Origin of the sequence: Amycolatopsis sp. MtRt-6 (assembly GCF_017308975.1) — a bacterium.
Classification (GTDB): domain Bacteria; phylum Actinomycetota; class Actinomycetes; order Mycobacteriales; family Pseudonocardiaceae; genus Amycolatopsis.
Genome location: NZ_JADWPD010000019.1, coordinates 35,318 through 47,408, shown reverse-complemented (window position 1 = coordinate 47,408; position 12,091 = coordinate 35,318). Strand labels below are relative to the sequence as shown.

The following is a 12,091-nucleotide window of genomic DNA, read 5'->3' as shown; positions in this document are numbered from 1 at the left end:
GAGGCTTTCAGCTACAGCCGAAACCGCGTGGGCACCTGTGCGGCTTGCGCATTGCCTTCTCGGGTGCGGGGGCGGCAGAATCGACTGGTGAGCGATCCGCTACTTTCAGGCAAGGCAGCGTTCGTTTCCGGTGGGACGAAGGGGATCGGGCGAGCGGTGTGCGTCGCGCTGGCTGGTTCCGGCGCGCAAATCGTCACTTGCTACAGCACGGACAGCGCGGCGGCGGAAAACACCCGGAGTCAGCTGGCCGAACTCGGTTCGCATGTCGTCGTCAGGGCGGACATCAGCAGTTCGGAGGGTGTCGAGCACGTTGCCGATGTCTGCGCGGAAACCTTTCCGGACGGCCTCGACACAATAGTGAACAATGCAGCTCTTGTCCATGGTGCCCCGCTCACCGAAGCTTCGGCCGAGTCACTTCGCCAGATGGCCGACATCAATGTCGTCGGTCCGCTCCTGGTGACCCAACGGCTCTTGCCCATGGTTCGAGAGGGCGGATCCGTCATCAACATCGGATCGCGGATCGCGGCGCTCGGGAGGAGCGGCAGGGTTGGCTACACGGCCGCCAAGGCGAGTCTCTTGGGGCTGACCCGGTCCTTGTTCCGGGAGCTCGGTCCGCGGTCCATCCGGGTCAACCTGGTCACGCCCGGGATGATCGCGCCACCCGATCCGGTCGATTTGCCGGCCGCAGAAATGGCGGCGATAAGGCAACGTCTTCGGACACAGGTAGCTTTGGGACGACCGGGAACATCGGCCGAAGTCGCGGAAGTGGTCCTGTTCCTGGCAAGCGATCGCTCGAGTTACGTCAATGGCGCCGAAATATCGGTCGATGGCGGGATGTAGTGGAGCGGTTTTCGCGTCCACACGGAGACGAGGGTCGGCGACAACTGGTACGACCACGGATTCGTCCGGTAATGCCGGCGCAGATCCCGCTCGAAGCGGCGCAGCTCCGGCTCGCTGACTGTCTTGGTCGCGAGCGCGGTCGAACGGAACGCCTCCAGCGCGCCCAGGAGTTCGGCAGCTCCTTCGGGTCCCTGCGAGCTGATCCAGGAATTTCCTCGCAGGTCGACCGGCCCGGTTGCCCCGGCGGCGCGCAGCAGGAGAGGTAGCCGGTAGGCGAGTTGCGGGTCTTTTCCCAACGCGCTGAATGTGGCGGCGAGTGTTCTTCGCGGCAGATCCGAGCCGTCGAACGGTGGGTGAACCTGCCAGGATGTGTTGTCGAACTCCTGAAGCAGCAGTATGCCACCCGGAGCCACCGAGTCGTACAGCTTGCGCACGATCCCGGCAGGGTCCTCGACATGCGGCAGCAGCAACCGGGAGAAGACCACGTCGTACGGCCCGCCGGGCACGGCCGGCACGAGTTCGATGTCGATCTGGCGGAAGTCGAAGCCGACCGTCGACGACGTCCGCAGTTCCGACAGGGAATCTCCGGGCAGGCTCGCGTGGAGGTCCATACCGGTCACTTTCCCGCCCGGCTCGACCTCGGCACCGAGCAATCGCATCACCTCGCCTGGTCCGCAGCCCATGTCCAAACAGCGCATACCGGGGGACACGCCCGCGGACCTGAGCACCGCCCGGGTCGGCTCTTCGCACGCCTGCGCCAGCCGGCGCAGGCGGGTCTGCTCGGCGGCGGGGTTCGCGAACGTGTACTTGCCGTCGCCGGAAGACATCTGGCCGAGCTCCTACTGGTCGATGCGGATGGTTCGGGTGTCCGGGAGGCGCAGCGCGGCCAGCAGGCCGATCGATCCACACGCCATCAACACGAGAGCGGGCGCGAGTGTGTGGCCGACCGAGGTCGACGACAGCAGCTGGATCACCACCGGTGGCAATCCGGAGAAGACCAATCCGCCCACGGTACTCGCCAGTCCGCCTGCCGTGGCGCGAATGTCTCTGGGATACAGTTCCATCGACACCGCGTGAATCGAGCCGAGACACAACGGAATCGGCAGGGCGAGGAGAATGCCGCCGATGATGGCGCCGGCCAAGGTGCCGCCGGTCGCTATCGAGAAAGCCGGGACGGCGGTCGCGATACTGACCCCCGCGGCCAGCAAGAGGGGCACTTTCCTGCCGAGGCGATCGCCGAGTACGCCCACCACGGGATTGAGCAGCGCGGACCCGGCGATCAGGATCAACGGCATCAGCCGCGCCTGCGCTTCGGGCAGCCCGGAGACGCGGATCAGAAAGCTTGGATAGTAGACAATCAGCAGGTAGACCGGGGTGCCGAGGCCGCCCAGCAGGCTGAGCTGGGCCACGGTTTTCCAGTTCGCGCGAATTTTCCTGAACCTGAATCGGAAGCCTTCGCGGTCCCGGCCGGGGAGCGGCTCGGAAAGCTTGCGGCGAAGGTGGAACCCGAGAACGGCGAGCGGGATCGCCGCCAGGAAGGGAGTTCGCCAGCCCCAGGAGTCGAAGGCGGCCGGCGGAAGCCGGGCGGACAGGGTGGCGCCGGCCAGCGCCGCGAGCACCGTGGCCGCGTTTCCGGCTACCGCGATCAGTGAGGTGATGAGACCACGCCGCCTCGGCTCCGCCTGCTCGCCGAGGTAGACGGGGATCACCGTCGTCTCGCCGCCGGACGCGAATCCTTGAACTATCCTGCATACAAAGAGCAGAATCGGTGCCAGGGTTCCCGCTTGGGCATAGGTCGGCAACGCGCCGACCGCGGCGGTGGCCGAGCCGACGGCCAAAATGGTCGCGACCAGCGTCTTCTGCCGCCCGATGCGATCGGCGAGAAGGCCGACGGCGATACCGCCGATCGGCCGCGCCACGAAAGAAACACCAAACACGATGAGCGCTGCCAGGAAGGCCCGGTCGTCGTTCCCTGCCGGGAAGAACGCTTTTGCGATCGGAAGGACAAACAATCCGTACAGTGCGGCATCGTAGACTTCGATGAAGTGCCCTGTCACGGCGGCGAGCACCGGACGTTTCTTCTCCGTGTCTCCGGCGGATTCTTGCCGTGCCATCCGTCTCCCCCGTAGAGTACGTGACATACAGGGACCAGTTCCGACGTTACTCGGGGGAATTGTCAATGACTCGGATATCGCCTTCGCAGCACATCTTGACTCTACACACGGAGTGGTCGGGACACAACGGGATATCGGTCTTCAACCAGCAACTGAGCCAGGCGCTTGCGGGCGTCGGTTGTCAGGTGACGGCGCGTGTCGCGGAACCGGGCGCGAGTGACGGTCTCGTCCGGGTGCAGGCACTCGATCCGCTGCCGGGAATCGATTCGGCCGGCCAGCTCCTGCGCACCGAAGAACTTCCCGGAAAGGTCGACCTCCTGATCGGTCACTCCCGGTTTTCCGGTTCGGCTGCCGTCTATTTGCGGAATCGGGTATACCCGGACGCGAAGGCCGCCCTGTTCATCCACACCAGCCCCGAGGAAGGGAATCGGCTCAGAGGGCTTCGCGGGCGCGCGGACCTGCTCGCGGAGATCGACGTGTCGATCGCCGGGGCAGCGGACATCGTGTTCGCCCTGGGACCGCTGCTCACCATGCGGGCACGTCGCCTCGCGGCTTCGCACGGCGTGCCCGCTGAACGCATCCGGGAGATCGTGCCGGGAATCAGCGACAGCGCGGTGGCGGAGAACGGGCACCACGGCGACGAGTTCCGGATTCTGGTCCTCGGCCGGCTCGATGATCCGATCAAGGAGTCCGGCTTGGCCGCCGACATCGTCGGCGTCCTGAGGCAGAACGGGATGAGAGCGCAACTCGTGCTGCGCGGCGCCCGCGAAGAGTCGATCGACGGCCTGGAGCGAACCCTCTCCGAACGCGCGCGGTCGCCGGTGTGGGTTCGGCCGTTCACGACCGACAGGACAGCGGTCGAGCGGGAGCTTCGCGCGGCCGATCTGCTGCTGGTGACCTCTCAGCACGAGGGGTTCGGGCTGGTGGCGTTCGAGGCTGCCAGCCACGCGATCCCCGTCCTCGTCAGCCGGGAGAACAGCGGGGTGGGGATGTTCTTGAGCGATCCACGACGGGTACCGGCCGCGCTCGGCCTCTCCGGGACGGTGTCCGACAGCTATGTCCACGAAGAGCGCGTGAGATTGTGGTCCGACGCGTTGACCCGAACGCTGACCGACCTCGACGAGGCTCGCCGCCGAGCGAGGGAACTTCGTGAGCACCTGCTGGCGCGGTACAGCTGGAGCGCCTGCGCCGAGACAGTGCGGTCCGAAGTCGCGACGCTTTCGGCCGAGCGATCGGGGTGACACCGGCTTCAGGGCCGGACCAGTTCTCGCACCTCGACCGGCCAATCCGCCATGACCTCCGCCGGCGCCTCGAGGGACGCGTGGTTGCGCCAGGCGACCCAGTTCCTTTTGTAGACCAAGGAAAGCATCATGCGGGGCGCGGTCGTGTGGTTCGGCGTTCCCCGGTGCCAGAGCCGAAGGTCGCGGATGACGGCGGACCCCGCGGGCGCGTTCGTCCGGGTCGCGGGCCACCCCTCGGTCCGCTTCTCGAGATCCGTGGCGCCGGCTGTCCCGCGCAGGGTGTCGACGATGAGATGCGTCCCCGGCCAGACTTCCGTGCTGCCGTTTTCGGTGGTGAAATCGCAGAGCAGGATGTTCACCGCCAACAGGGATGGCGGGGTCGGGACGCTGATCTCGCCGTCGAACGTGGGCGGACAGTCCCGGTGCACTCGTTGGTAGCTGGACCCCGGCTGGGTGAGGTTCGAGTTGCAGAAGGCAATCTTCAGACCTGCGCCGAGGATCGGCCGGAGACACTGCAACACTGCGGGATTCGCCAGGTAGAGCGCGCCGCCGAAGCGTCCGGCCAGGTGCGGCTGGATCTGGTAGTGACCGCTTCCGCTGTGGCTGGTCTGCAGCCGCGTGCTGTTCGTTGCCTTGAACTCCTCGAAGGTTCGCAGGTACTCGGCGCGTGCGGCTTCGACCTCTTCTCGCGGGATGACGTTTTCGAGGATTGCGTATCCGCGGTCGTGGAGATGCAGTACGACTTTGTCGACGTCTTCGGGGGAGAGCTGACGGCTCCGTACCTCGAGTGACTCCGACGTCATGCTCTGCCCATCCTTCGGATCGGGAGGACCTCGTGTCCTTCCTGCATAGCACATCATCGAGAGCTGCCAAGCCTGACATCGAGCTTCGCCGGCGACCGTCGACCCGGCTCGCGCTCGTGACCTACAGCGGTGACGTCGTCCGACGGACGCCGGGACGGTCACGGTGCGCTTACCGTCGGTTCATGATCCACAAAATCGCCGTCGGCGGCTTCGTCACCGCCACTGTCGTCCTCGCGGCCGCATGCGCGCCGAACACTCCAGCTCCCGCCGCGCCACCGTCACCGGTGGCCGTCGCCGACCCGAGCTGGTCACCCGCGCCCGTCGTTCCGCTGGAGTCCCAGCCCAAACCCGCGCTGGTGGTGGACGCACCGCTCCCGGACCAGCTCGCCAAAGGACTGGTCGTGATCCGCTACCAGGCCGAGAACCTGCGGATCGTGCCGGTCTACGGCCCGAACGCGCTCGACGTGTCACCGCGGATCGGCCACATCCACGTCACGGTCGACGACGCACCGTGGCACTGGGCCGACGCCAGCGGCGAACCACTGATCATCCAGGGGCTGCCCGCGGGACCCCACCGCGTGTGGATCGGACTGGCCGATCCGACGCACATGATCATGGACAGCAAGACGGTGGACTTCGTCGTCCCCGCGCACTGAGCGCCTCCGGTAACCGAGCCGTTCAGCCCGGGAGCTTCGACGGGTGTCTCGCGAGTGGCGTGACCGCGATGTCCATGTGCGGGAACAACGGCAGGCCCGACAGCAGCGCGTGCAGCTCGTCGTGGTCGGCGACGTCGAAGATCGAGAAGTTGGCGTACTCGCCGGCGATCCGCCACAGCTGCGGCCACTTCCCCGCCTTCTGCAGCTGCCGGCTGTACTCCTTCTCCCGCGCCAGGAGGTCCGTGCGCTCCGCCGGGTCGAGGTCCGGAGGCAGGTGGACGTCCATGCGCACGTGGTACAGCATCAGGACCGCTCGGGGTCGAGGACGAAGCCGTACTCGACGGTCTCGCCGCCGTCGACCGGACGCGGCGACAGCATCAGTTCCGGCTTGACCGCCGAGGCGATGTCGTCGTCGTTGTGCTCGTCGCCCGGGAAGTACAACTGCGCGGTCAGCAGTTCGTGGCCCGGGGCGGACACCTTGACGTGCAGGTGCGCCGGGCGCCAGGCGTGCCAGCCGGCCGCCGCGATCAGCTTGCCGCACGCGCCGTCGGTGGGGATCTGGTACGGCGCCGGGCGGACCGTGTGGATCTCGAAGCGGCCCTCGGCGTCGACAGTAAAGGACGCGCGCAGGTTCCACTCCGGGATTCCCGGTGCGAACTGGGAGTAGAACCCGTCGGCGTCGGCGTGCCACAGCTCGATCTTCGCCCCGGCCGGCGCGGTGCCGTCGGTGGAGGTGACCTGGCCGGTCCAGGTCAGCGGAGTGCCGGGCTCACCCTCCCGCATCGGGACCGAGCCGTGTGCGCCCCGCTCGGGGGCGCCGGGCACGTAGTACGGGCCTTCGATGGTGCCCTTGTTGCCTTCGCGGTGCTCGGTGGCGACCTCTTCGACGACGTGCTCGACCCACACGTCCAGGAACAGCGGCCACTCACCGTCCTCGCCCACGCTGATCAGCCACGCCTTCAGCGCGTTGTACTCGGCGTAGGTGACCTTGTGGCGACGGATGGTCGCGTGCACGGCGTCGAGCACCTCGCGGGCGAGCAGGTCGACGCGCTCCGGCGGCGTGCCCGCCGCGCCCGCGAGCTTGTCGGACTTGAACCGTTCGGTGGCGTTGGCGCCCGAAGCGGCGGCAGTGGCGGTGGCGGTCATGACTTCTCCTTGTTCAGCGGTCCTGGCGGTATCGCCGGAGTTTGCCGGGGTCGATCGCGGCGCCGAGGCCGGCGCCGGGCCGGACGGCCAGTTCGCCGTCGCTGATGGACAGCGGCTCTTCCAGCAGGTCGTCGGTCATGTCGAGGAAGTTGGACAGCTCGCCCGCGCGGCGCGACGTCAGCTCGTACGCGGCACCGAACGCGACCGTGCACAGAGAACCGAGCTGGCCGTCGATCTGGTTGCCCATCACGACCTCCAGGCCGAGCCCCTCGGCGAGGTGGTGGGTGCGCTGCGAGCGGGTGAAGCCGGTGCGGGCGGTCTTGATGCTCACCGCGGTGGCCGAGCCGCCCAGGATCTCGCGGGTGACATCGGCCGGCGTCACGGCGGATTCGTCGGCGATGAACGGGACGTCCAGCTGCCGCACCAGCCAGCGGCGGCCGAGGACGTCGTCGGCCGGGCACAGTTCCTCGGCGAAGAGCAGGTCGAGGTCGGCCATCTCCCGCATCGCGCGGGCGGACTCGGCCGCGGTCCAGCCGCGGTTGCCGTCCACGTACAGGTCGGCACCGTCGCCGAAGTGCTCGCGCAACGCCCGCACGACCGCCGTGTCCAGGGACACCGGACGGCGGCCGACCTTCACCTTGAAGGTCGTGATGCCGTAGGTGTCGCGCATCTTCCCGGCTTCGGCGACCATCGCGGCGGGCTCGTCGAAGCCGAGCATGTGCGACACGCGCATCCGGTCGGTGTAGCCGCCGAGCAGCTCGGTGACCGAGACGTCCAGGGAGCGGCCCAGTGCGTCCCAGATCGCCATGTCGATGGCCGACTTGGCCGCCGGGTTGCCGACGGTCCGGGAGAGTCGCGTGTGGACGGTCTCGCGGTCGAGCAGGCTCAAGCCCACGACCTGCGGGGCGAAAATCGAGTCGATCACGGCGACGATCCCGGCCTGGGTCTCGCCGTAGGTGAACGGCCGCGGCGGTGCCTCGGCGACGCCGACGATCCCGTCGTCGGTGTGCACCCGCACGAGGACGTGCTCGGCGGCGCGCACCTCGCCCGAAGCGAAGCGCAGGGGTTTCCGGTACGGGATGGCGAACGGGATCGCCTCCACGCGGGTGATCTTCATCAGGTGACCGCTGCCGGTGGCCGGGCGGACGGGAAGACGTCCTCGAGCGCCGCGAGGACGGTGGTGACCAACGGAGACGGCGTTTCGCGGTGCCACGCGAGCGCCAGTTCGACGGTCGCCGCGCCGGCGAGGTCGCGGAAGACGACCCCGGCCAGCGGCAGCGACCGGGCCGACGCGGGCACGACCCCGACGCCGAGGCCGCCGGCGACCAGGGCGAGCAGCGCCGCGGTGCCCGGGGCCTCGTGCCGGCGGTCCGGGGTGAACCCGGCGTCCCGGCAGCTGCGCAGCACCGCCTCCCGCACGACGGAGTCGCGTCCCTCGTAGGTCACGAACGGCTCGGTCCGCAGGTCGGTCATCGCGACGACGGGCTCCCCCGCCAGCCGGTGGTCGGCCGGGACGGCGAGGACCAAGGGCTCGACTTCGATGACGCGGTAGTCGATGCCGGCTCCGGTGACCGGCGGCCGGAGCACGCCGATCCCGAGCAGACCGCCGCGCAGCCGGTCGCACTGCTCGGCCGTGAGGAGGTCGGCGCGGACCTCCAGCTCGACCCGCGGCAGCCGCTGGGTGAGCGCCCGGGCCAGCCGCGGCAGGTGTGAGAAGGCGGCGGTCCCGGTGAACCCCACCCGGACGAGGCCGAGCTGTCCTTCGCCGATCCGGCGGGCGCCGCGCACGCCGGCGTCCACCGCCGCGAGCACCCGCTGGGCCTCGGCGAGGAAGAACTCCCCCGCCGGGGTGACCCGGACCTGCCGGGTCGTGCGGGCCAGCAGGGCCACGCCGAGCTCGTCCTCCAGCTGCCGGATGGCGTGGGACAGCGCGGGCTGGGCGACGTGCAGCCGGTCCGCCGCGCGGCCGAAGTGACACGTCTCGGCGACGGTCGCGAAGTACCGCAGGTGCCGCAGTTCCATGCGTGGCCTCCTCCCGCGTCTCCGTCGCCGATCACCTCACCGTAGGGAGCGCACTGATCGAAGACAAAGACTTGTTTTCCGATGATTGATCGATGCTGTTTATCAATAGCACCTCGCCCACGAAAGCCGGAGGGGCGGACTACACTCCGTGAAACGAGTGGTCACGGTCACTCGTCCCGGCCGAGTGGAGTGATCATGGCGCAGTTGTGGGGACCACTCGTGCTGATCGCGACGTTCCTCCTGCTGGTCGCCGCGCTGCGGTTCGCGCACAAGCGGCTCGATCGCGGCTCGCGAGGGTAGCCGGCTGCCGTACGTCGCAGCTCCTGTCATGGCGCGGTAGCCGGTTTGCTTCGCCCGGGCCTTTGCGGCATCTTTACGCGTGGAGCGCCGGGAAGTCTGGTCGGCCCTCCGCCCGGAGCGGGTGGAGGACCCGGCTCGAGGACGGAATTTCCATGGCGCTCGTACTGGCGTTCACCTCCTCCCATCTGGACACGGTCGGGACCGAGCTGGTCCTCGGGCCGGCGATCGGCCCTGCCCACCGGGCGTCAAGAAACCGGCAGGAGGGACCGATAGTGCGCCGCGAACCCGGCCGCAGGGTCGTACGCTGGGCGGATGCATGCTGTGGAGATGGCCGAGGAGTACCCGGTCGTCGACCTGGACTCCGCTGCCCTGGACGCGGTACGGCTGCTGGCCGAGCGCCGGTTGCCGGGCATCGTGGTGACCGACGCCGCGGGGTGCCCGCAGTCGATCCTGCCCGCGTCGCAGGTGGTGCGTTTCCTGGTGCCCGGCTACGTGCGCGACGACCCGTCCCTGGCCGGGGTGCTGGACGAGTCGATGGCCGACCGGGTCGCGGACAAGCTGAACGGCAAGACCGTCCGCACGCTGCTGCCGGAAAAGCCCTCGGAGCTGCCGCGGGTGCAGGCCGACGACACGATCGTGGAGGTCGCGGCCATCATGGCCCGCCTGCGCTGCCCGCTGGTCGCCGTCATGGAGGACAAGCGGCTGCTCGGCGTGATCTCCGCGTCCCGGCTGCTGGAGCTGGCCCTCACCCACCGCTGACCGCGGCGGCGGGGCGATGAGCACCGTCCTCGCCATCGCGGTGTTCGTCGTCGCCTACGTCTTCATCGCCACCGAGAAACTGCCGAAGACCGCCGTCGCGCTCGCCGGCGCCGGGATCGTGCTGGCGTTCGGGGTGACCGATTCGGCGGACGCGTTCTACTCCCCCGACACCGGCATCGACTGGGACGTCGTCTTCCTGCTGTTCGGGATGATGGTCATCGTCGGCGTCCTGCGCCGCACCGGCGTGTTCGAATACGTCGCCATCTGGGCGGCCAAGCGCGCCAAAGGCTCACCGCTGCGGATCATGGTCCTGCTGGTCATCATCACCGCGGTCGCGTCGGCGTTCCTGGACAACGTCACGACCGTGCTGCTGATCGCGCCGGTCACCCTCCTGGTCTGCGACCGGCTCGACATCAGGCCGACGCCGTTCCTCATCGCCGAAGTGCTGGCCTCCAACATCGGTGGCGCCGCAACGCTGATCGGTGACCCGCCGAACATCATCATCGGCAGCCGGGCGGGCCTGTCGTTCAACGACTTCCTCGTCAACATGACCCCGATCGTCGCGGTCGAACTGGTCGCGTTCACCCTCGCGCTGCGCTGGGTGTTCCGCGGCTCGTTCGACGTCGACCCGGCCCGCGCCGCGTCGGTCATGCGGCTCAACGAACGCGAAGCGATCCGCGACCACCGCCTGCTGCTCAAGTGCGGGGTCGTGCTGCTCGCGGTGTTCGCCGCCTTCGTCAGCCACTCGGTGATCCACGTCGAGCCGTCGGTCGTCGCGCTGCTGGGCGCCGGCGTGCTGGTGCTGATCTCCCGGGTGGAACCGCGGGACTACCTGGCCGGTGTCGAGTGGGAGACGCTGCTGTTCTTCGCCGGGCTGTTCATCATGATCGGCGCCCTGGTCAAGACCGGCGTCATCGGCACGCTGGCCGAGTGGGCGGCGCGGGCGACGGGCGGGAACGCGCTGGTCGCGGTGATGCTGATCCTGGTGGTGTCGGCGCTGCTGTCCGGGGTGATCGACAACATCCCGTACGTGGCGACGATGAGCCCGCTGGTCCTGGCGCTGACCCAGGACATCCCGGATCCGGCGCACTCGGAGGCGCTGTGGTGGTCGCTGGCGCTGGGCGCGGACTTCGGCGGCAACATGACCGCGATCGGCGCCAGCGCCAACGTGGTGATGCTGGGCATCGCGGCGCGGTCGGGCAGCCCGATCTCGTTCTGGGAGTTCACCCGCAAGGGCGCGCAGGTGACCCTGCTGACCGTGCTGATCGCCGCGCCGTACCTGTGGCTGCGCTACTTCGTCTTCGGCTGAGCAAGGTGGGAGGAGCACGCCATGAGCAGGACCGCCGACGGGACCGCGCTGGGGCCGATGGTCATCGTCGCCGTCGACCAGTTCGAGCCCGCACCCTTGATCCACGACCCGTTGGCTGCCGAACTGCTGCCCGCGAGCGGGAAGTTCGCGGTCGCGCTCACGCGGTGGCCGCCGCTGCGCCGGGCGATGGTGTCGGCGACGGAGAAGAAAGTTCCGGGGTTGTGGGCGGGCATCCTCTGCCGCAAGCGCTATCTCGACGACCAGCTGCTCGAGGCCGCGGCGGGCGGTCTGGACGCGGTCGTCGTCCTCGGTGCCGGGTTCGACACCCGTGCCTACCGGCTGCCGCCGCTGCGCGGGATCCCGGTGTACGAAGTGGACCTGCCGGCCAACGTCACCCGCAAGGAAGCCGCGCTGCGCAAGCACTTCGGCCGGGTTCCCGTCGGCGTCACGCTGGTGCCGGTGGACTTCGAGACCCAGCAGCTCCGGGCCGAGCTGGCCCGCCACGGCTTCACCGGCGGCCGGAAGACGTTCGTCGTGTGGGAGGCGGTGACCCAGTACCTCACCGAACCCGCCGTGCGGCACACCCTCGCCCAGCTGACCGACCTCGGCCCCGGCAGCCGGCTGGCCTTCACCTACGTCCGCAAGGACTTCCTCGACGGCGAGGAGTTCTACGGCGCCCGCGCCGCCCACGACGACTTCGTGACCAAGTGGCGGCTCTGGCGCTTCGGGCTCCGGCCCGGCGACGTCGCCGGCCTGCTCGCCGAGTACGGGTGGCGCGAACGCGAACAGCTCGGGCCGGCGGAGTTCACCAGCCGCTACCTGCGCCCGGCCGGGCGCGACCTGCCCGTGTCGGAGATCGAGCGCTCGGTGCTGGCCGAGCTCACCGGCTGACGACGTCCGC

13 protein-coding genes are annotated in these 12,091 nt (G+C 68.9%); 6 read left to right on the top strand and 7 right to left on the bottom strand.

Going from position 1 to position 12,091, the window contains the following annotated elements; genetic code table 11:
* The first annotated feature begins 87 nt into the window (after positions 1 to 87).
* On the top strand, positions 88 to 840 hold the full coding sequence (locus I4Q55_RS28725) for an SDR family oxidoreductase (protein WP_307793329.1): 753 nt from the start codon (positions 88 to 90) through the stop codon (positions 838 to 840).
* On the opposite strand, the gene I4Q55_RS28720 is transcribed toward I4Q55_RS28725, so the two are convergent.
* Positions 798 to 1,667 carry a trans-aconitate 2-methyltransferase gene (locus I4Q55_RS28720; RefSeq protein WP_206791944.1) on the bottom strand — a complete coding sequence of 290 codons (870 nt, stop codon included), beginning with the start codon at positions 1,665 to 1,667 and terminating at the stop codon, positions 798 to 800. The two genes, I4Q55_RS28725 and I4Q55_RS28720, sit on opposite strands and share 43 nt — an antisense overlap.
* 12 nt (positions 1,668 to 1,679) lie before the next feature.
* A complete protein-coding gene (locus tag I4Q55_RS28715) occupies positions 1,680 to 2,954 on the bottom strand; it encodes an MFS transporter (RefSeq protein WP_206791943.1) in 1,275 nt (424 codons plus the stop codon).
* Positions 2,955 to 2,974: 20 nt separating this feature from the next.
* Here I4Q55_RS28715 and I4Q55_RS50650 point away from each other — a divergent pair, with 20 nt between their 5' ends.
* On the top strand, positions 2,975 to 4,195 hold the full coding sequence (locus tag I4Q55_RS50650) for a glycosyltransferase family 4 protein (protein ID WP_206791942.1): 1,221 nt from the start codon (positions 2,975 to 2,977) through the stop codon (positions 4,193 to 4,195).
* A gap of 8 nt (positions 4,196 to 4,203) precedes the next feature.
* On the opposite strand, the gene I4Q55_RS28705 is transcribed toward I4Q55_RS50650, so the two are convergent.
* Positions 4,204 to 4,998: a phytanoyl-CoA dioxygenase family protein gene (locus I4Q55_RS28705; RefSeq protein ID WP_206791941.1), complete on the bottom strand. Its 795-nt coding sequence runs from the start codon at positions 4,996 to 4,998 to the stop codon at positions 4,204 to 4,206.
* Between the two features lie 182 nt (positions 4,999 to 5,180).
* Between I4Q55_RS28705 and I4Q55_RS28700 the strand changes: the two genes are divergently transcribed.
* Positions 5,181 to 5,654: a DUF6130 family protein gene (locus tag I4Q55_RS28700; protein ID WP_242546938.1), complete on the top strand. Its 474-nt coding sequence runs from the start codon at positions 5,181 to 5,183 to the stop codon at positions 5,652 to 5,654.
* Positions 5,655 to 5,676: 22 nt separating this feature from the next.
* On the opposite strand, the gene catC is transcribed toward I4Q55_RS28700, so the two are convergent.
* Genes catC through I4Q55_RS28680 form a run of 4 tightly spaced genes read right to left on the bottom strand, consistent with a single transcriptional unit; the run spans position 5,677 to position 8,822 of the window.
* Positions 5,677 to 5,958 (bottom strand): muconolactone Delta-isomerase, encoded by a 282-nt coding sequence (gene catC / locus I4Q55_RS28695; protein WP_206791940.1) that lies wholly within the window; start codon positions 5,956 to 5,958, stop codon positions 5,677 to 5,679.
* Entirely contained in the window at positions 5,958 to 6,800 is an 843-nt protein-coding gene (gene catA, locus I4Q55_RS28690) for a catechol 1,2-dioxygenase (protein WP_206791938.1), read from the bottom strand. Before catA ends, catC begins: the two co-directional genes overlap by 1 nt.
* Positions 6,801 to 6,813: 13 nt before the next feature.
* The gene (locus I4Q55_RS28685; protein ID WP_206791937.1) at positions 6,814 to 7,917 is read right to left on the bottom strand and encodes a mandelate racemase/muconate lactonizing enzyme family protein; all 1,104 of its coding nucleotides are present in this window, start codon (positions 7,915 to 7,917) and stop codon (positions 6,814 to 6,816) included.
* Positions 7,917 to 8,822, bottom strand: a complete 906-nt coding sequence (locus I4Q55_RS28680; protein ID WP_206791936.1) for a LysR substrate-binding domain-containing protein — start codon at positions 8,820 to 8,822, stop codon at positions 7,917 to 7,919. The genes I4Q55_RS28685 and I4Q55_RS28680 overlap by 1 nt, the downstream gene beginning before the upstream one ends.
* 612 nt (positions 8,823 to 9,434) lie before the next feature.
* On the opposite strand from I4Q55_RS28680, the gene I4Q55_RS28675 reads away from it, so the two are divergent.
* Genes I4Q55_RS28675 through I4Q55_RS28665 form a run of 3 tightly spaced genes read left to right on the top strand, consistent with a single transcriptional unit; the run spans position 9,435 to position 12,081 of the window.
* A complete protein-coding gene (locus I4Q55_RS28675; protein ID WP_206791935.1) occupies positions 9,435 to 9,881 on the top strand; it encodes a CBS domain-containing protein in 447 nt (148 codons plus the stop codon).
* Between the two features lie 16 nt (positions 9,882 to 9,897).
* Entirely contained in the window at positions 9,898 to 11,190 is a 1,293-nt protein-coding gene (locus tag I4Q55_RS28670; RefSeq protein ID WP_206791933.1) for an SLC13 family permease, read from the top strand.
* Between the two features lie 21 nt (positions 11,191 to 11,211).
* The gene (locus tag I4Q55_RS28665; RefSeq protein ID WP_206791930.1) at positions 11,212 to 12,081 is read left to right on the top strand and encodes an SAM-dependent methyltransferase; all 870 of its coding nucleotides are present in this window, start codon (positions 11,212 to 11,214) and stop codon (positions 12,079 to 12,081) included.
* Positions 12,082 to 12,091: the final 10 nt, after the last annotated feature.

Coding starts and splice junctions, on each gene's coding strand:
- I4Q55_RS28680 (WP_206791936.1), bottom strand. CDS start 8,822: ATGGAACTGCGGCACCTGCGGTACTTCGCGACCGTCGCCGAGACGTGT.
- I4Q55_RS28685 (WP_206791937.1), bottom strand. CDS start 7,917: ATGAAGATCACCCGCGTGGAGGCGATCCCGTTCGCCATCCCGTACCGG.
- catA (WP_206791938.1), bottom strand. CDS start 6,800: ATGACCGCCACCGCCACTGCCGCCGCTTCGGGCGCCAACGCCACCGAA.
- I4Q55_RS28715 (WP_206791943.1), bottom strand. CDS start 2,954: ATGGCACGGCAAGAATCCGCCGGAGACACGGAGAAGAAACGTCCGGTG.
- catC (WP_206791940.1), bottom strand. CDS start 5,958: ATGCTGTACCACGTGCGCATGGACGTCCACCTGCCTCCGGACCTCGAC.
- I4Q55_RS28700 (WP_242546938.1), top strand. CDS start 5,181: ATGATCCACAAAATCGCCGTCGGCGGCTTCGTCACCGCCACTGTCGTC.
- I4Q55_RS28675 (WP_206791935.1), top strand. CDS start 9,435: ATGCATGCTGTGGAGATGGCCGAGGAGTACCCGGTCGTCGACCTGGAC.
- I4Q55_RS28670 (WP_206791933.1), top strand. CDS start 9,898: ATGAGCACCGTCCTCGCCATCGCGGTGTTCGTCGTCGCCTACGTCTTC.
- I4Q55_RS28665 (WP_206791930.1), top strand. CDS start 11,212: ATGAGCAGGACCGCCGACGGGACCGCGCTGGGGCCGATGGTCATCGTC.
- I4Q55_RS28705 (WP_206791941.1), bottom strand. CDS start 4,998: ATGACGTCGGAGTCACTCGAGGTACGGAGCCGTCAGCTCTCCCCCGAA.
- I4Q55_RS28720 (WP_206791944.1), bottom strand. CDS start 1,667: ATGTCTTCCGGCGACGGCAAGTACACGTTCGCGAACCCCGCCGCCGAG.